The organism is Pseudocitrobacter sp. 2023LY-00077 (genome assembly GCF_055796175.1).
In genome coordinates this window covers 119,190-136,648 of sequence record NZ_JBSPEI010000002.1, presented here as the reverse complement: position 1 = coordinate 136,648, position 17,459 = coordinate 119,190, and the positions used below count along the sequence as shown (strand labels likewise).

The 17,459-nt window shown below is 52.4% G+C and carries 12 protein-coding genes and 1 pseudogene; 5 read left to right on the top strand and 8 right to left on the bottom strand.

The features are described from left to right. Positions 1-169 precede the first annotated feature (169 nt). The 3 genes and pseudogenes from ACWWFX_RS03070 to ACWWFX_RS03060 all read left to right on the top strand — a co-directional run bounded on the left by ACWWFX_RS03070 (position 170) and on the right by ACWWFX_RS03060 (position 2,436). Positions 170-763, top strand: coding sequence for a non-oxidative hydroxyarylic acid decarboxylases subunit B (locus ACWWFX_RS03070; RefSeq protein WP_276224039.1), 594 nt, complete (start codon positions 170-172; stop codon positions 761-763). Continuing rightward, positions 763-2,189 (top strand): annotated as a pseudogene (locus tag ACWWFX_RS03065) (non-oxidative hydroxyarylic acid decarboxylases subunit C). The gene ACWWFX_RS03070 and the pseudogene ACWWFX_RS03065 overlap by 1 nt, the downstream one beginning before the upstream one ends. A 10-nt stretch (positions 2,190-2,199) precedes the next feature. After that, positions 2,200-2,436, top strand: a complete 237-nt coding sequence (locus ACWWFX_RS03060) for a non-oxidative hydroxyarylic acid decarboxylases subunit D (RefSeq protein WP_015963262.1) — start codon at positions 2,200-2,202, stop codon at positions 2,434-2,436. Between the two features lie 42 nt (positions 2,437-2,478). On the opposite strand, the gene pphB is transcribed toward ACWWFX_RS03060, so the two are convergent. From pphB to ACWWFX_RS03040, 4 genes are all read right to left on the bottom strand, one after another. Continuing rightward, positions 2,479-3,135, bottom strand: coding sequence for a protein-serine/threonine phosphatase (gene pphB / locus ACWWFX_RS03055; RefSeq protein WP_276222586.1), 657 nt, complete (start codon positions 3,133-3,135; stop codon positions 2,479-2,481). 20 nt (positions 3,136-3,155) lie between these two features. After that, positions 3,156-4,010 (bottom strand): tetratricopeptide repeat protein, encoded by an 855-nt coding sequence (locus ACWWFX_RS03050; protein WP_473223194.1) that lies wholly within the window; start codon positions 4,008-4,010, stop codon positions 3,156-3,158. Positions 4,011-4,114: 104 nt separating this feature from the next. Further along, a complete protein-coding gene (gene mutS, locus ACWWFX_RS03045) occupies positions 4,115-6,676 on the bottom strand; it encodes a DNA mismatch repair protein MutS (protein WP_473223193.1) in 2,562 nt (853 codons plus the stop codon). Positions 6,677-6,971: 295 nt separating this feature from the next. Then, positions 6,972-9,719 (bottom strand): autotransporter outer membrane beta-barrel domain-containing protein, encoded by a 2,748-nt coding sequence (locus ACWWFX_RS03040; protein ID WP_473223192.1) that lies wholly within the window; start codon positions 9,717-9,719, stop codon positions 6,972-6,974. A 596-nt stretch (positions 9,720-10,315) separates the two neighbouring features. Between ACWWFX_RS03040 and ACWWFX_RS03035 the strand changes: the two genes are divergently transcribed. Beyond that, on the top strand, positions 10,316-10,669 hold the full coding sequence (locus ACWWFX_RS03035) for a nitrous oxide-stimulated promoter family protein (protein WP_473223191.1): 354 nt from the start codon (positions 10,316-10,318) through the stop codon (positions 10,667-10,669). Here ACWWFX_RS03035 and ACWWFX_RS03030 read toward each other — a convergent pair whose 3' ends face one another. Both ACWWFX_RS03030 and ACWWFX_RS03025 read right to left on the bottom strand, forming a co-directional pair. Beyond that, positions 10,670-11,545: a [formate-C-acetyltransferase]-activating enzyme gene (locus ACWWFX_RS03030; protein ID WP_473223190.1), complete on the bottom strand. Its 876-nt coding sequence runs from the start codon at positions 11,543-11,545 to the stop codon at positions 10,670-10,672. Continuing rightward, positions 11,511-13,808 carry a formate C-acetyltransferase gene (locus ACWWFX_RS03025; RefSeq protein ID WP_473223189.1) on the bottom strand — a complete coding sequence of 766 codons (2,298 nt, stop codon included), beginning with the start codon at positions 13,806-13,808 and terminating at the stop codon, positions 11,511-11,513. The genes ACWWFX_RS03030 and ACWWFX_RS03025 overlap by 35 nt, the downstream gene beginning before the upstream one ends. Positions 13,809-14,129: 321 nt before the next feature. Between ACWWFX_RS03025 and ACWWFX_RS03020 the strand changes: the two genes are divergently transcribed. Then, entirely contained in the window at positions 14,130-14,798 is a 669-nt protein-coding gene (locus ACWWFX_RS03020; RefSeq protein WP_473223188.1) for a hypothetical protein, read from the top strand. A 105-nt stretch (positions 14,799-14,903) separates the two neighbouring features. On the opposite strand, the gene ACWWFX_RS03015 is transcribed toward ACWWFX_RS03020, so the two are convergent. Then, positions 14,904-15,332, bottom strand: a complete 429-nt coding sequence (locus ACWWFX_RS03015; protein WP_473223187.1) for a TOBE domain-containing protein — start codon at positions 15,330-15,332, stop codon at positions 14,904-14,906. 41 nt (positions 15,333-15,373) lie between these two features. Then, positions 15,374-17,455 carry a formate hydrogenlyase transcriptional activator FlhA gene (gene flhA / locus ACWWFX_RS03010; RefSeq protein WP_473223186.1) on the bottom strand — a complete coding sequence of 694 codons (2,082 nt, stop codon included), beginning with the start codon at positions 17,453-17,455 and terminating at the stop codon, positions 15,374-15,376. Between the last annotated feature and the right edge of the window lie 4 nt (positions 17,456-17,459).

The following is a 17,459-nucleotide window of genomic DNA, read 5'->3' as shown; positions in this document are numbered from 1 at the left end:
AAAACCCCATCGTAAAAAACTTTCTCTCATGATAGCCGCTACGCGCCGCTTTTTTAATCCTTCATTTTTTAGCTCTGAGTGCGATCGTATACGAACAATATTGTATGAAAGGACATTCTGACGTAGGTTATATAAAACGTTCGTACACGAACAAATATTGAGGTGATGAATGAGACTGATTGTGGGTATGACCGGCGCGACGGGCGCACCGCTTGGCGTCGCACTGCTTCAGGCGTTGCGTGATATGCCAGACGTTGAAACGCACCTGGTGATGTCGAAGTGGGCGAAAACCACCATCGAACTGGAAACCCCCTATAGCGCGCGCGATGTCGCCGCGTTAGCGGATTTCAGCCATAGCCCGGCGGACCAGGCAGCGACTATCTCCTCAGGCTCGTTTCAGACTGACGGCATGATTGTGATCCCTTGCAGCATGAAAACCCTGGCGGGGATCCGCGCCGGATACGCCGACAGCCTGGTAGGGCGCGCGGCAGATGTGGTGCTCAAAGAGGGCCGCAAGCTGGTACTGGTGCCGCGTGAAATGCCGCTCAGCACCATTCACCTGGAAAATATGCTCGCGCTTTCCCGCATGGGCGTGGCGATGGTGCCGCCCATGCCTGCTTTCTATAACCACCCGGAAACGGTGGGCGACATCGTCGATCACATCGTCACCCGCGTGCTGGACCAATTCGGCCTGAAGTATGACAAGGCCCGCCGCTGGAAGGGGCTTCCGTCGGCACACTCATTTTCACAGGAGAATGCATAATGGCTTTTGATGATTTACGCAGCTTTTACAGGCGCTCGACGACCAGGGGCAATTGCTGAAAATCAGCGAAGAGGTGAACGCCGAGCCAGATCTGGCCGCTGCGGCCAACGCCACCGGGCGTATTGGCGACGGCGCGCCCGCGCTGTGGTTTGATAATATTCGCGGCTTTACCGATGCGCGCGTAGCGATGAACACCATCGGTTCCTGGCAGAACCACGCGATTTCCCTCGGCCTGCCGCCGAATACGCCGGTCAAAAAGCAGATTGATGAGTTTATCCGCCGCTGGGATAACTTCCCGATTGCCCCGGAGCGCCGCGCTAATCCAGCGTGGGCACAGAACACCGTCGATGGCGACGAGATTAACCTGTTCGATATCCTGCCGCTGTTTCGTTTAAACGATGGCGATGGCGGTTTCTATCTCGATAAAGCCTGCGTGGTTTCCCGCGATCCGCTCGACCCGGATAACTTCGGCAAGCAGAACGTCGGCATCTACCGTATGGAAGTGAAGGGCAAACGTAAGCTCGGCCTGCAACCGGTGCCGATGCACGATATCGCTCTGCATCTGCATAAAGCGGAAGAACGCGGTGAAGATCTGCCGATTGCGATCACCCTCGGTAACGATCCGATCATCACGCTAATGGGGGCCACCCCGCTGAAATACGATCAGTCTGAATATGAAATGGCGGGCGCACTGCGCGAAAGCCCATACCCGATCGCTACCGCCCCGCTGACCGGTTTTGATGTGCCGTGGGGCTCGGAAGTGATCCTCGAAGGCGTTATCGAAAGTCGTAAACGTGAGATTGAAGGGCCGTTCGGTGAGTTTACCGGCCACTACTCCGGCGGGCGCAATATGACCGTGGTGCGCATCGATAAAGTCTCTTACCGCAGCAAACCGATTTTTGAATCGCTGTACCTCGGCATGCCGTGGACCGAAATCGACTACCTGATGGGGCCTGCCACCTGCGTGCCGCTGTATCAGCAACTGAAAGCCGAGTTCCCGGAAGTGCAGGCGGTGAACGCCATGTACACCCATGGCCTGCTGGCGATAATCTCCACCAAAAAACGCTACGGCGGCTTTGCCCGCGCGGTGGGCCTGCGTGCGATGACCACGCCGCACGGTCTGGGCTACGTAAAGATGGTGATTATGGTCGATGAAGACGTTGACCCGTTCAACCTGCCGCAGGTGATGTGGGCGCTCTCCTCTAAAGTGAACCCGGCAGGGGATTTGGTGCAGTTGCCGAATATGTCCGTGCTGGAACTCGACCCTGGCTCAAGCCCGGCGGGGATCACCGACAAGCTGATTATCGACGCCACCACGCCTGTCGCCCCGGACAACCGTGGTCACTACAGCCAGCCGGTGGTGGACTTACCGGAAACCAAAGCCTGGGCTGAAAAACTGACCGCTATGCTGGCCGCACGTCAATAAGGAGAAGAAGATGATTTGTCCACGTTGTGCTGATGAACAGATTGAAGTGATGGCGAAATCGCCGGTGAAAGATGTCTGGACGGTCTACCAGTGCCAGCATTGCCTTTATACCTGGCGCGATACCGAACCGCTACGCCGCACCAGTCGCGAACATTACCCGGAAGCGTTTCGTATGACGCAGAAAGATATTGATGACGCGCCAATGGTGCCGAGCATCCCGCCGCTGCTGGCGGAAGATAAGCGTTAAGCACACAATGCCGGGTGGCGGCTACGCCTTACCCGGCCTACGTCATTTAATTTTATAAAATGATAACCGTCCGCTTTCCGGCGAGCCGGTATCAATATAAACCTGATTGGCAAATGTCTGGATATTTGTAAACATCATATGCCCGAAGATAAAACAGTCGGCACCGTTTATTTCTTTTAACTCACCTTTGAGTGATTTCTGCACGCGCTCAACAGGCCAAAGTATCTCTCTTTCCGCTACTTCCTTGCCAAACTGATACTCATCACCCGGATAATCTGCATGTGCGATAACATATTTTATAATATCGTTGGTGATTTCTATAATATGCGGAAGATGATGAAAGCGAAGCAACAGGTCTATTGCTTCTTTTTGTTCTGAATCATTTAACTCAAAGAACCAGTCACCGCCACTGGCAAGCCACATATTGCCATCGCCAGTCGCGAAGGCATCAAGCGCCATTGCCTCGTGGTTGCCTTTAACCGATGTAAACCAGGGCTGGTTTAACAGGCGTAGCACGTTAAGACTATCCGGCCCACGATCAATATTATCGCCTACGGAAATAAGTAAGTCAGTTTCAGAACAAAAAGATAATTGGTGCAAGCGGGATTGTAATAATTGATAGTCACCATGAATATCACCAACGGCCCAGATATGGCGATAGTGATGAGTGTCAATTTTTTGATAGCGAACGGATAGCATCACAACTCCCCATAAGGATGTTAATCATTCTTTTGTGAAAGAATAGCGTTGATTTGTTCCTCAGAAATTGCACCTTTCTCTTTAGCCATATTAAGCCAATATAATGCTTTTTCTTTATCTACGCCTTTCACATCTGCTCCTGACGCATAAATCCTGCCTAAGTAAATTTGTGCATCAGGAAGATCTTGTGCCGCCGCTTTCTCATACCAATATTTAGCTTGGCCGATATTTTTAGCGACACCAGTACCATTTAGAAAGAGTGTGGCATAATTATATTGAGCAATACGCTGGCCTTTCTCTGCGGCATATTTCAAATATGAGGCAGCTTCATCATATTTCTTCTCTTCTGCGGCAAGCTGGCCCAGATTCGCATGAGCGATAGGATCTCCAGTTTCTGCGGCCTTAAGTAGCCAATATTTGGCCTTATTAATATCTTTGAATGCGGTAGGCCCAAACTGATAGATATTGGCACAGTTTACTTGTGCCTGTGTATTACCATGGTTAGCTGCCTTCTCATACCATTTTAACGCATTGCTATAATCTGGAGGCGTATTTTTATCGCCTTCATGATATAAAAGGCCGACATAAAACTCTGAAATGGGATCTTCTTGAATTGCTGCAAGGTTAAACCAATAAAATGATTTTTCTCGATTAATAACTCCGGTGAAACCTTCTCTGTAAACAAGGCCTAATGTCTGTTGAGCTTTTTTGTCACCAGATTGAGCCTGTGTAATAATATCATTAAGGTTTTTTTGCTTGGTAAGAGAATAACGTTTTTCAGCCTGAATGAGATCATCAAGTGATGGCTGCGAGGTAGCTAAACAACTACCCGAGAATTGGAGTATTACTACTATAAATAGAAAAATCCTTTTCATATATTTCCTTAATGGTTTTATATCTCAGCTTTTATTATACTCCTGTTTGCATCGTTAATGACCATTAATATCCCCGAGGGTTAATACCATCGGGGATAGTGCATTTACATCAAACTCTTCAACCGATAAATCCACTCCAGCGCCTGACGTGGAGTCAGTGAATCCGGGTCGAGATTTTCCAGCGCTTCCACCGCGGGCGAGGTTTCTTCCGGCGCTGACAGCAGCGACATCTGCGTGCCATCGACCTGTGTCGCGGCGGCATTCGGCGAAATGCTCTCCAGCTCGCGCAGTTTCTGCCGCGCACGCTTGATCACCTCTTTCGGCACACCTGCCAGTGCAGCAACCGCCAGGCCGTAGCTTTTGCTCGCCGCGCCGTCCTGTACGCTGTGCATAAAGGCGATGGTGTCGCCGTGCTCCAGCGCATCGAGATGCACGTTCGCCACGCCTTCCATTTTCTCCGGCAGTTGAGTCAGCTCGAAGTAGTGGGTGGCAAACAGCGTTAACGCTTTGATTTTATTCGCCAGATTTTCCGCACACGCCCATGCCAGCGACAGACCGTCGTAGGTTGATGTACCGCGCCCAATTTCATCCATCAGCACCAGGCTGTTTTCGGTGGCGTTATGCAGAATGTTGGCCGTTTCGGTCATCTCCACCATAAAGGTTGAGCGGCCAGAGGCAAGGTCATCCGCCGCGCCAACGCGGGTAAAGATGCGGTCAATCGGGCCAATCTCCACGCTTTGCGCAGGCACGTAGCTGCCGATGTAAGCCAGCAGGGCAATTAGCGCGGTCTGACGCATGTAGGTACTCTTACCGCCCATGTTCGGGCCGGTGATGATTAACATACGACGCTGCGGTGACAGGTTCAGCGGGTTGGCGATAAACGGCTCGTTCAGCACCTGTTCAACCACCGGGTGGCGGCCTTCGGTGATGCGAATGCCCGGTTTGTCGATAAAGGTCGGGCAGGTATAGTTCAGCGTATACGCGCGTTCGGCAAGGTTTACCAGCACGTCCAGCTCCGCCAGGGCGCTTGCGCTCTGTTGCAGCTCGGCCAGATGCGGCAGCAACAGGTCGAACAGTTCGTCGTAAAGCTGTTTTTCCAGCGCCAGGGCTTTGCCTTTGGAGGTGAGGACTTTATCTTCGTACTCTTTCAGCTCAGGAATGATATAGCGTTCAGCATTCTTTAGCGTCTGGCGACGAACATAGTTGATAGGTGCCAGGTGGCTTTGCCCACGGCTGATCTGGATGTAATAACCGTGGACGGCATTAAAGCCCACTTTCAGGGTATCCAGGCCGGTACGCTCGCGTTCACGAATTTCCAGACGATCGAGGTAGTCGGTTGCGCCGTCGGCCAGCGCGCGCCACTCATCCAGCTCTTCGTTGTAACCCGGCGCGATGACACCGCCGTCGCGCACCAGCACCGGCGGCGCATCGATAATCGCGCGTTCGAGCAGTTCACGCAGTTCCGTGAACTCGCCCATTTTCTCGCGCAGCATCTGCACCGGGGCGCTATCGACACTCTCCAGCTGTGCGCGCAGTTCCGGCAGTTGCTGGAAGGCATGACGCATACGCGCCAGGTCGCGCGGGCGAGCGGTACGCAGCGCAAGGCGCGCCAGAATACGTTCGAGATCGCCCACCTGACGCAGTACCGGTTGCAGTTCGCCGGTCGCATCCTGTAAAGCGCCGATAGTTTGCTGGCGCTCTGTCAGCGTTTTTGTGTCGCGCACCGGCATATGCAGCCAGCGCTTGAGCATGCGGCTGCCCATCGGCGTTACGGTACAATCGAGCACGGACGCCAGCGTGTTTTCAACGCCCCCGCCCAGATTCTGGGTGATCTCCAGATTACGCCGGGTGGCCGCATCCATAATGATGCTGTCCTGCTGACGCTCCATGGTGATGGAGCGGATATGCGGGAGTGAGGTGCGCTGGGTATCTTTCACGTACTGCAACAGGCAGCCCGCAGCGCACAGGCCGCGCGGCGCGTTTTCCACGCCAAAACCGATGAGATCGCGGGTACCGAATTGCAGGTTAAGCTGCTGACGCGCGGTGTCGATTTCAAACTCCCACAGCGGGCGACGGCGCAGGCCGCGACGGCCTTCAATCAGCGCCATCTCGGCGAAATCTTCTGCATACAGCAATTCCGCAGGGTTAGTGCGTTGCAGCTCTGCCGCCATCGTTTCCCGGTCTGCCGGTTCGCTGAGACGAAAACGCCCGGAGCTGATATCCAGCGTCGCGTAGCCGTAGCCTTTGCTGTCCTGCCAGATAGCCGCCAGCAGGTTGTCCTGGCGCTCCTGCAACAGGGCTTCATCGCTGATCGTGCCCGGCGTGACGATGCGCACAACCTTACGTTCTACCGGGCCTTTACTGGTTGCCGGGTCGCCAATTTGTTCGCAAATGGCGACCGATTCGCCCTGATTCACCAGCTTAGCGAGATAGTTTTCCACTGCGTGATGCGGAATGCCCGCCATCGGAATAGGCTCGCCTGCTGAAGCGCCGCGTTTGGTAAGCGAAATATCCAGCAGCTGCGATGCGCGTTTGGCGTCATCGTAGAACAGCTCGTAAAAGTCGCCCATGCGGTAGAACAGCAGGATTTCCGGATGCTGTGCTTTCAGCTTGAGATACTGCTGCATCATCGGCGTGTGGGCGTCCAGGTTATCAATCGTACTCATCGAATTCGTTATTCCATTCTCTTTACTTTTAGTGCGTTAGTGAGAATTTCGCTTCTCATGCATGACCACGAAAGTGAACCGGGTCGCGTCAACGCCGCCGATGAAATTCAGCTTCTTGGGGGGCGATTGTACCATTAATACGACGTTGATTTAACAATCTGCGTGGTTCTGCGATCGCGCTTCCAGATGTCGCCTGGGGTTATGCGTATGAGCGCGTAAAAGCAAAAGGCATGGTGATTGAGAGGAGGGATAACAGGATCCCCACCTGCGAAAACGCAGGTGGGGACAGGGGGGATTAGAAACTGTACTTCATACCCAGCATACCCTGGGTGTCGCTGTAACCGTTGTCGCCCAGCTGTTGGGCAACATTCCCCCATAGTTGTAGACGCTTGTTAATTTGCCCCTCAACGCCAACTTTCAGCTCGCCAACATTGCGCGTGCCGCTGATATCATTGCTGATATCATCCATTTTCACGCGGTACGTGTCCGAATTGTAGATCCAGTTCGCTTCAACAAACGGCTGGAAAGTACGATCTTTCCCGTCGTCCAGTTTGTTGTTCCCCTGAAGATACGCTTTCACGCCGAGACGTGTTTGCAGATTGCCATCTGTTTTATCCGACACGCGGGTTCCGTTATGTTCGGTCAGGCTGTCGGCCTGCACATCCATCCAGGTAAGCTGGAGTTTGGGTTGCAGCCAGTAGCTGGTACGCGTATCGCTGCTTTCGCCGAGACGGAAGCTGTAGCCGCTCTCAATTGAGGCGGTAACGCCATCTGCATCATACTTCTCGGTGGCGAGACTCTCGCCGGATACTTTGTTATCAAACCAGTTATAAAGCACCCAGCTATCGACATAGAGGCCGGTTTTGTCGAGCTCGTTGGCATACCATGTGCCGTAGAGCCCCGCGCTATAACCACTCACTTCGCCGCGAGAAGAATATCCGGTCAGTTTTGAATGCGTGCGGCTTTTACTGTTGGCATAGCCCGCCATCATGCCGAGGTGTAAACGGTCCTGACCGTTGCTGCTCCATTGTGCGATGTCACCGCCAATCTGCAACACATAGCGATTACTCTGCGTTGAGAGTTGGTCTGACCCATCTTTAAATCGAGTGTGTCCGCCGACGTTACGCATCCACAGACTGGTCACTTTCTGCTCGCCGGTCAGTGCATCGGTGTACTGGGTTTCCCCCAAACGATCGTGCAGGCGAGTATTAAACAAGGTGTTGTTGGCCATTGCATTCGCGAGATAGCTGCCTGATTCCGGGCGATACTGATGTTCACCTTCAGGTTTCGTTGGAATAGGGTCGACAGGCGGCACCGGGTCAACCGGGTCGACAGGCGGTACAGGGTCAACCGGATCGACAGGTGGTACAGGGTCAACCGGATCGACAGGTGGTACAGGGTCAACCGGATCGACAGGCGGTACAGGGTCAACCGGATCAACCGGAGGTTTAGGATCGATAGGGTCGACAGGATCTACGGGCTTGACCGGGTCCGGAATGGCTTCACTGGTGAGATACCAGTTCTGATTGTCGAGTTTGACAATATTGTAGTCATATGCTCCAGCGACGATGCGCCCCTCTTTTGCAAACGTGCCGTTTGATTCACCGGCGACATCGACAATGCGGATACCTTCAATGGTCTGCGAACCAGTGCCGCCCGCATTGCTGATGCTGACGCGGGTGTCGCCCGCGGTATCGCCCAGCACAACCAGTTTGTCGGTGGCAGAGAGGTCATCACCTAATACCGTGCGCAGCGCCAGTAGAGCGTTGTCTGCCGTATAGTCGCCGTTAATGGTGAGCGTGGTGGGCGTAAATTCATCGCCTGCTTCGCCTGAGGAAAGGGTGGCGTTGCCTGCCAGAATCAGCGAGTTGAGCGTTTGATCGTGACCGTTGAGATCAAGCGTCCCGGCGCTGTCGACGACATAATCTGAATTGGCGCTAAAGGTATTCGCTACACCCGCGCGCAGCGTGCCGTTTGCCACATGGGTGGTGCCCGTGTAGGTGTTCGCGCCGCTGAGGGTCGTAATGCCCGAACCTACCTGATTCACTTCCCCGTGGTTAACAATATTCGCCGCGAGCGTAAAATCTTCGCTGTTATGGTTAAAGTTGAGAATCGCGGTGCTGTTATCACCCTCACGACCTAAAAGGATCACCGGCGCGTTGAGTGTGCCCGCGCCCTGTTCCGCTTCACCGGCTACGCCGCCGATATTGAGGATTCCGGTGGCCGTTGTGCTATAGCCTAATTGCAATTCGTTTCCCACATTGACGGTTGCGCCATTACTGATGGTCAGAGTGCCAAACCCTGAATTTTCATCCGCACCGTAACCGCCAACGGTTAAATTAGAAGTGACGTCAAGGGTTGACTGGTCACCGTCGACCAGCACTTCACCATGACCAGCCTGATTAAATTCTGGATAACCATTGAATCCTGATACCAGGTGTCTGGCTACGCTGAGGTGACCTCCGTTAGTGATCGCAAGATACCCCGTTCCCTGATCGCCAACCATCGTCCATTGAGTCTCAACTGATGAGTTCTCTCCGTCGATAATAACGACGCCTTCAGCCGCACTCGCGAACTCACCGATTCTGAGCTCACCGATGCCGGTAATCTGACTCCCTTTTTCAACCACCAGGGTTCCTTTGCCGTCATTTGTTCCTAAAGAAAGATAAGCACGATTAACCGACCATCTGGCGCCATTGGTTAACGTTAAGGACCCCGTTGAGTTTTCACCGATGATATTTTCATTTACGTTTATGGGTTGAGTATTGATTGCGCGATTATCAATAATCATGCTGCCATCGGTGTCTTTCCCGATAATCAGCGACTTAAACTGGTCCCATTCAGGTTCGGTATTCTCTGTCGATGACAGCGTAACGGAATTATTTTCATTGATAGTGACGGTGGTGCTGGCATCAATCGGCGGATATAAAGCGAATAAATCGATATTATTATTGATTGCACCTGCATTGGCATGAGCAGAAAGTACCAGTGATACGACAAGTGCAACTTTTGACATTGGGTGAATCAGAGGATTAGGGCTCATAGCTTTTCCTTGCTCATAATCAATATTGTTTTTGCAACAGTTAAAAACAAAAGGTTTGCAATCTGGATAGTAGTGATGGCAGGAATGAAATAAAAAATCGTTTAAAATACCGCAACCATTAACGATTAATAGGTTTTAACAATATAAGAATAATGCGCGTGTGAAAAATGCTGGCGCAGTGATTAAAAGTTTTTTGTTGTCACTTATCCACTGGGAGGTAAAAATCTTAAATTAGCGTCTTTTTTGTGTATGAACAAACGGCGAAAAGATTAGAAAAATAATTTAGTTATCATGGGTGAATATTGGTGTGATTATTATTATCACCATATTAATATGGAAGTGTGGGGCGAGAGCGTTTGATAATAATGTGGGTTTATTGATTAAAATCAAAAGTTGAAGAGTTGATGATATAAGAAAAATAACATAAGCATTAAGACAATGACAAGTTATTAATACTGTTTCATATTATTCGTTATACGACGCTGAATAACCGGATATCGATACAAGCAGATAATGGCGAACTATCACTTTCGGGTAATGGTATGCACAATAGATAAGTTGTAAGATACATGCATCTTTTGTCGGGAGGGGGCGCAATGTCTGGAAAACGTATTGATCGTGAGAAAAAAACGATTGAAAAAATGATCGCGCTTTACGAGAAACGGTGCCCGCAGGCCGTAGCTCAGAGCGGGCATTATGATGAACTTTTCGCGTATGCAGAAAAGCGTCTCGACAAGTGCGTGTTCGGTGAAGAAAAACCGGCCTGCAAACAGTGCCCGGTACACTGCTATCAGCCGGCAAAGCGCGAAGAGATGAAGCAGATAATGCGTTGGGCCGGGCCACGAATGCTCTGGCGTCACCCGATTCTCACCGTCCGCCATCTGATTGATGACAAACGCCCGGTGCCGGAACTACCTGAAAAATATCGCAAGAAACCCAATGCGAAATAATTACCCGCCCATCACTACCCGATAGCCGGCCCGTTCGATTTTCTCGCGCAGTGGGGCGATATCCTGCTCTGTTGGTGCTGTCACGCCCGCCATTTGCCACACTTTACTAAGCTGATGGTATTTCGGTTCACCGTACTGATGAAACGGTAGCAGGTGAATTTCCTGCACCGCAAGCGGTGCGAGGAATGCCAGAATCTGCGTCACATTCTCGTCGTTCAACGTGAAGCCAGGGATCAGTGGCAGGCGCGGGATGACCTTTATACCGGCCGCCAGCAGCTGGCGGAAGTTTTCCAGCACGCGTAGCTGGTTGATATTCAACACCTCGCGGGCGCGTTCGGCATCCATGATTTTTAAATCAAACAATACTTCATCGCAGGCGCTGGCCAGCGGTAGCAGGCGGCTGAATGATGCGTCACCCGCCGTTTCGATTGCCGTACGGATACCTAACTGGCGCAGGCGTTGCAAAAATTGTGTGGCGAATTCTGCCTGCATCAGTATTTCACCGCCCGAAAGCGTGACACCGCCACCCGATGCGCGAAAGAATATGTCATCTTTTAGAACATCGCGTTCCAGCTGTGCCAGCGAGACGTCGCGGCCAATATTTTCCCATGCACCAGACGGACACTCATCCGCATCCTGGCGGCAGCGAACGCAGCGCAGGCATTTGCTTTCGCGGCGCACGGTTTCGATTTTGGGCGACAGGGATTCCGGGTTAGCGCACCACGGGCAGCGGTGTGGGCAGCCTTTAAAAAAGACCACCGTACGGATACCCTGGCCGTCGTTCAGCGAGTAACGCTGGATGTTAAAGATGCGCGCCGTGTTGGCGCGCGGCTCCATTACCTCACAGCTGATGCGCGGTGCGGCGGATAATGTCATCCTGAATCTCCTTCGACAGCTCAACAAAGAAGGCACTGTAGCCCGCCACGCGGACCACCAACCCGGCGAAATCCTGCGGGCGCTGCTGGGCTTCGCGCAGCATATCGGCGTTAACGACGTTAAACTGCACGTGCTGCAACTTCAGTTTGGTAAAGGCGAGAAGGAAATCCGAAAGCTTGTTCAGTCCGCCTTCGCCTTCCAGCGTCGCCGGGGTAAATTTCACGTTCAGCAGCGTCCCGTTAGAGAGCAAATAGTTATCCAGCTTGCTCACCGATTTCAGCACTGCCGTTGGCCCCTGGCAATCCTGGCCTAGCATGGGCGACAAGCCGCCATCCGCCAGTTGCTCCCCGGCAAAACGGCCATCCGGCGTCGCGCCGACTACCGATCCCAACGGCACGTGCGCTGAAACGGTGTAGGAACCTGGTGTAAACTGCCCCCCGCGCGGATTGCGGTATTTTTCCACCTCTTTGCAGTAAAAACGCAGCAGATCGGCGCTGATATTATCCACTTCGTCGATATCGTTGCCGTACTTCTCAAAGCGGTTAATTAGTCGCGCGCGAACTTCTTTGCCTTCTGGTGTTTCGAAGTTTGCTTTCAGTACCGCCAACAGTTCGTCAAAACGCATCCGCTGCTGGTCAAAAACCATGCCTTTCAGTGCATGTAGCGAATCGCTGAGGTTGGCGATGCCAATACCCTGTACGCCGGAGAAGTTGTAGCGCGCGCCGCCTTCGGTGATGTCTTTGCCGTTGACCATGCAGTCGCTGACAAACGAGGAGAGCAGGGGAACCGGCGCCCAGTCGCGGTGACCGATATCGCAGATGTTGCTGCCTTCAACCATCAGCTTAATGTAGTGGCGAATCTTGTCGCGGATCTGCGTCTGCAAGCCTTCCCAGTCGATCGTTGAATTGCCTTCGTTCTCATGCAGCACGATTTCCATCACCTTCAGCAGGTTAAACATGGCGATATCGTGTAACCCGTAGGTCCGCCCTGGAATCGACAGCTCGACGCAGCCGACTACCGCGTAATCGCGCGCATCTTCCAGCGACACGCCACGGTTTAAAAATGCCGGAACGACCACTTCATCGTTAAAAATTTGCGGAATGCCGGTACCGAGGCGAATGGTCTCGGCGGTTTTACGCAGGAACGGGCGATCAATCAGCTCATTGACGCGCACGCCGAGGTTTGGCTGCGGCAGACGTACGCTCTGATAAGCATCCAGACACATAAACGAAAGGGCGTTCACGGCGCTGCGGCCATTCTCGGTTAAGCCCCCGAGCAGTGCGGTATAACCCGTCGGGAAACCGGCAAAATAACGGGCGCTGCTGGTGGAACGCAGCAGTACGATGTCGTTGCATTTCACCCACAGGGATTCCAGCAGCTCGCGCAGCGTTTGCGCGTCAACGCCACGGTTGAGAGAGGCCTGCCAGAAGGGCAGCATGTACTGGTCGAAGCGGCCCAGGGAAATCGAACTGGCGTTAGATTCATACTGCAAAATGATATTCATGTACCAGAACAGCTGGCATGCCTGATGGAAATCCTCCGGGCGCTGTTCGGCGTTATGGCGGGATGTCGCGGCGATAGACAGCAACTCCTGGCGACGCGTGGCATCCGGGCACGCTACGGCCAGGGTTTCCGCCAGTACGGCATAGCGCAGAATATGACGCTGCGCGGCTTCCAGCACAATCAACACTGCGGCATAAAAATGGTTTTCCGGCTGCTGAGTACAGTGTGCTTTTATCTCTGAAACCAGCGCGGCGAGGCCGTTATTCAGCAGGCGCGGGTAGTCGATAATGATATGACCCTGGCCTTTGTCAGTCTGGTTAACGCTGAAAATCTGCGTACCAACGGCGGTTTTTACCTCATCGGTCATCTGCCCGTTAATGAAATCTTTCATCGAGCGCTTTTCCCAGTACGGGAACAATTCTTCGCGATAGCAGCGCTTGTCGTCGTCGCTGATGGCAAACCGATCCTGCGGGCGCGTCGGGAACTGATCCAGTTCTTTAAGCAACCAGTAAGGGTCCATCTCCGGTGACATAATCCCGGCGCGCGGTTTAATCGTTCGATTGCCCGCAATCAGTTCGTCATCGCGAATGCTGATGGCAACGTTATCCAGAATGTGCGCGGTGGCTTTAGCGCGGCGAACGATCACCGGCTCGCCTTCTGTCTGGCGATGGCTCTCAGTATAGAGCAGGGCGCGCTCCAGAGAAATTTCACGTGGGTGAGCGAAAAGGGTGTCTTTCAGGCGTTGAATGCGATGGGTCATACAGGTTGCTCCTCAGAACAGGTAATGTGTCTAAGGTAGGCAAATCAGGGGCGTGAAGACAGGAGACAATCTGGCGAAATACTGGATTATTGTACGCAGATTTTGAAAGTGAGATCTCTGTTTTGTCCTGCTTTAGAGATGAAATAGCCGGGATGACATATCTCTGTTATTACTGTACTCTGACCGCCTCGGATAATTAACTTATTATCATTTTTATAAATCATACTTGTCGATATTATTGTTTATTTATATGAAGTTTACGCCTCTGTTTTTATAGTGGTGAATGCGTCATCGTTGCTGTTGGCGGCTATCAGGTGAATTATGACGAAGTACTTTTTGATTATTTCATTAACGGCTCTTACTTTTCGTTTGTTTTTTAAAAGACTACACTGGTTGTTAAGCAAAAGAGCGCATTGTGACTATTTATTCATGATTTCAATATCTGCATGCCGACTGACATTCATCATCGGTTTGTATGTGTTATCTCTCGCTTTTTTAGTGGGGATAACGATGAGCATATGTCGCACAAGTTATGGCGTAGTCAATCAGATATGCCATATTGAGCATGTTATGGAGTACACACTATGTTTTGGCTTATTTATAATAATGAGCAGTTGCTGTGTTCCCTATTTTTTCATTAAACAAATTGAGGTGACGGACGATGGTGCGGCCATTGACGGTATAGATGTATCCTGGTCGCTAAAAAAACTGGGGCGTCAAAAAGAATCTGCCTGTTATATTCAAGTTCACACCAATGCAAAGAAAGGGCTTTATCTGTTAGTGAATGCGCAACAACTTAGCCAGATGCTGAGAAAAGAAATAACACTGGGCTCTCAAGGGGGTATTCCGTCAGCCCGCAGAGAAAAATATTTAATTGATATTCTTAATGTTAGAAAAAAAGATTCAATATTGAATTTTTTATCTTGTGGTTTAATCACCGCAATCGTGGTTGCCATTTGTGTTGTGAGTTCGGATTTTATAATTTCCTGAGAGTAATGATTTATTTTATTATTGATGTGTTCTCATTATTTGTTGGGTTTTGTGAATAAAAGATAAAATCCCATATCACCGAAGTAATATGGGATTTTAACGTTATTACGCGCGAGTCGCCAGAAGGATCGCCGACGCTTTAATCAGCGCAATGACGCGGCTGCCGGTGGTGAGTTTCATTTCATCCTGGCTTTCGTTAGTTACCACGGCGACAACCTCAAAACCGGCGTCGGTTTTGATATGTACGGTGGCGTTCACGGCACCTTCGGTAATCTGAGAAACGCTGCCGGCAAACTGGTTGCGGGCGGAGAATTTCAGGCCGCAATCTTCGGTAGCCAGCGTGACCCACGGCGCTTTAATTAACGCGATGGCTTCCTTTCCGTTCGCCAGCCCCAGCGCTTCTTTGCTGCTGTGCGTGACGATGGCGACAAGCTTCGCGCCGCCTGCAAGCGTCAGTTCTACTTCGTCGTTGACGGCGCCGGTGGATACGGCGCTGACGGTGCCGGTAAGCTGGTTACGTGCTGATACTGACATACTGCCTCCTTTCGATGTGTGTGAGAGCAGTATAGCCAGATTTAAGGCAGAAGTGCGTCTTTATCTATCCCCAGGCGCTTCATGCGCGACAGCAGCGTGGTGCGTTTCAGCCCCAGGCGTTGCGCCGCACCTTTTGGCCCGGCGACGACGCCGTTGGTCTCTTTCAGTACGCGCGTGATCAACTGGAATTCATCTTCCCCGTCCATAGCGCAGGTCGCTGCGGGTGCGGTGGGTTCATCCGGTGTGATGGTCACTTCGGGTAGCGAAAGTTGCAGCACGCTGCCGCGCGTCAGCAGAACGGCGCGTTCAATCACGTTCTCCAGTTCGCGGACGTTGCCCGGCCACTCCATGCGTTCCAGGGTGCGCAGGGTTTCCGCCGGAATACTGTCGATATTGCGTCCCAGGCGACGGGCGATTTTAAAGGTGAAGGCTTTCACCAGCAGCGGAATATCTTCCGGACGTTCGCGTAACGGTGGAAGGTGGATCGGGAAGACGTTCAATCGATAATAGAGATCGCTACGAAATTTGCGATCGTTAACCATCTGTTTCAGATCGCGGTTGGTGGCGGCGATCAAGCGCACATCCGTGCGGATCAGCTTATTACTGCCGAGGCGCTCAAACTCCTGCTCCTGTAATACGCGCAGCAGTTTTGGCTGAAGTTCCAGCGGCATGTCACCGACTTCATCAAGGAACAGCGAGCTTTTATCCGCCAGTTCAAACCGGCCAATACGCTGCGTATTCGCGCCGGTAAATGCGCCGCGTTCGTGGCCGAAGAGGTCGCTTTCCAGCAACCCGGCTGGCATCGCGGCGCAGTTCATTTTCACCATCCGGCGACCGTTGCGGTTGCTGAGATTGTGGATCGCGCGGGCAATCAGCTCTTTCCCGGTGCCGGTTTCGCCGAGGATCAGCACCGTGCTGTCGCTTTGCGCCACCATTTCAACCTGCTTAAGCACGCTGTACATCGCTTCGCTGCGGCCAATGATTTCGCCGAACTCACTTTCTACATTGTTAAGTTGTTCAGTCAGCGCCAGGTTTTCATCCACCAGCCGCTCTTTCAGGCGATGAATTTCCTGATAGGCGAGGGCGTTGTCTACTGCAATCGAGACGCGCTCGGCAATCTGGCGCAGCAGTTTAAGATTGGTGGCGGTAAAGACTTTTTCGTCGCACTGGGCCAGCTTCAGCACGCCCAGCATGGTATTACCCGACATCAACGGCAGCAGGCACAGGGTTTGAATCTGGTTATCCCACATGTCGAACAGCATACGTTCGTAAGGCGCAAGATTATCCTGCTCGCGCAGGTTGAGCATTAGCATCTCTTTGCTTTTGAACACGCGCTCGGTCAGCGTACCCGCTTCGCTCACTTCACTCTGATCGTGAACCGGGTCGTTCACATCCAGATAGTGCGTCGAGTAGATGTTGAGTTTGCCCTTACGGTTGCTGCGCAGCACGATGCTAATGGCGTCGATGCGGAAATAGTAGTGGATCTCTTTGGCCACCGCGCTCACCAGGTCGTCCATATCCAGACGCGATAGCACGGCGTTGGTGATGGCGACCAGAATGCGGAAGTTATCGCGTTCGTGGCACAGTAAGTCGTAATCGACGTTGTTGGTGACGCGACTCTGAATTTGCTCGGTGACCACCGCGATAATCTGGGTGAAGGTTTGCAGCCGTTGGTACTCTTTTTCCGTCCACGGCTGGTCGGTGTCACGAATAAATTCGCAGCCGCCGAAAATGCGGCCTTCGGCGGCGAGCGGCAACAGACTGTAATGACCAAAGGGCGTATAGAGCTGGCTGGCGGCGAGCTGCGGCCAGGTTTCGCTGAATTCGTGATAGTCGCAGTGCAGGGCGTCCGGGCGTGAGAGCAGTCGACGCACCGGGCCGTTCGCCAGCAGGCTGTCGTCGTCGTAGGCAATGGGTTTCCCTGCTTCATGCGTCGCATGATAGCTGGCGCGGTGATTGCCCGGTTGCAGCAGTACGATAGCTGCCCGATCTGCCAGTGCAGATTGCTTCACCAGTCGCGTTAGCGTTTCGCTAAGCGCCGCCAGATCGGGTTGTTGCAGAAGTGTCCGGGTGATATCGAACAGCCCTTGCTGACCGAGATCGCCCATCGGTGTATACGACATTGAT

Bases quoted from the DNA above. Each gene is read 5' to 3' on its own strand.
- ACWWFX_RS03070 (WP_276224039.1), top strand. From the start codon at position 170: ATGAGACTGATTGTGGGTATGACCGGCGCGACGGGCGCACCGCTTGGC.
- ACWWFX_RS03060 (WP_015963262.1), top strand. From the start codon at position 2,200: ATGATTTGTCCACGTTGTGCTGATGAACAGATTGAAGTGATGGCGAAA.
- pphB (WP_276222586.1), bottom strand. From the start codon at position 3,135: ATGCTATCCGTTCGCTATCAAAAAATTGACACTCATCACTATCGCCAT.
- ACWWFX_RS03050 (WP_473223194.1), bottom strand. From the start codon at position 4,010: ATGAAAAGGATTTTTCTATTTATAGTAGTAATACTCCAATTCTCGGGT.
- mutS (WP_473223193.1), bottom strand. From the start codon at position 6,676: ATGAGTACGATTGATAACCTGGACGCCCACACGCCGATGATGCAGCAG.
- ACWWFX_RS03040 (WP_473223192.1), bottom strand. From the start codon at position 9,719: ATGAGCCCTAATCCTCTGATTCACCCAATGTCAAAAGTTGCACTTGTC.
- ACWWFX_RS03035 (WP_473223191.1), top strand. From the start codon at position 10,316: ATGTCTGGAAAACGTATTGATCGTGAGAAAAAAACGATTGAAAAAATG.
- ACWWFX_RS03030 (WP_473223190.1), bottom strand. From the start codon at position 11,545: ATGACATTATCCGCCGCACCGCGCATCAGCTGTGAGGTAATGGAGCCG.
- ACWWFX_RS03025 (WP_473223189.1), bottom strand. From the start codon at position 13,808: ATGACCCATCGCATTCAACGCCTGAAAGACACCCTTTTCGCTCACCCA.
- ACWWFX_RS03020 (WP_473223188.1), top strand. From the start codon at position 14,130: ATGACGAAGTACTTTTTGATTATTTCATTAACGGCTCTTACTTTTCGT.
- ACWWFX_RS03015 (WP_473223187.1), bottom strand. From the start codon at position 15,332: ATGTCAGTATCAGCACGTAACCAGCTTACCGGCACCGTCAGCGCCGTA.
- flhA (WP_473223186.1), bottom strand. From the start codon at position 17,455: ATGTCGTATACACCGATGGGCGATCTCGGTCAGCAAGGGCTGTTCGAT.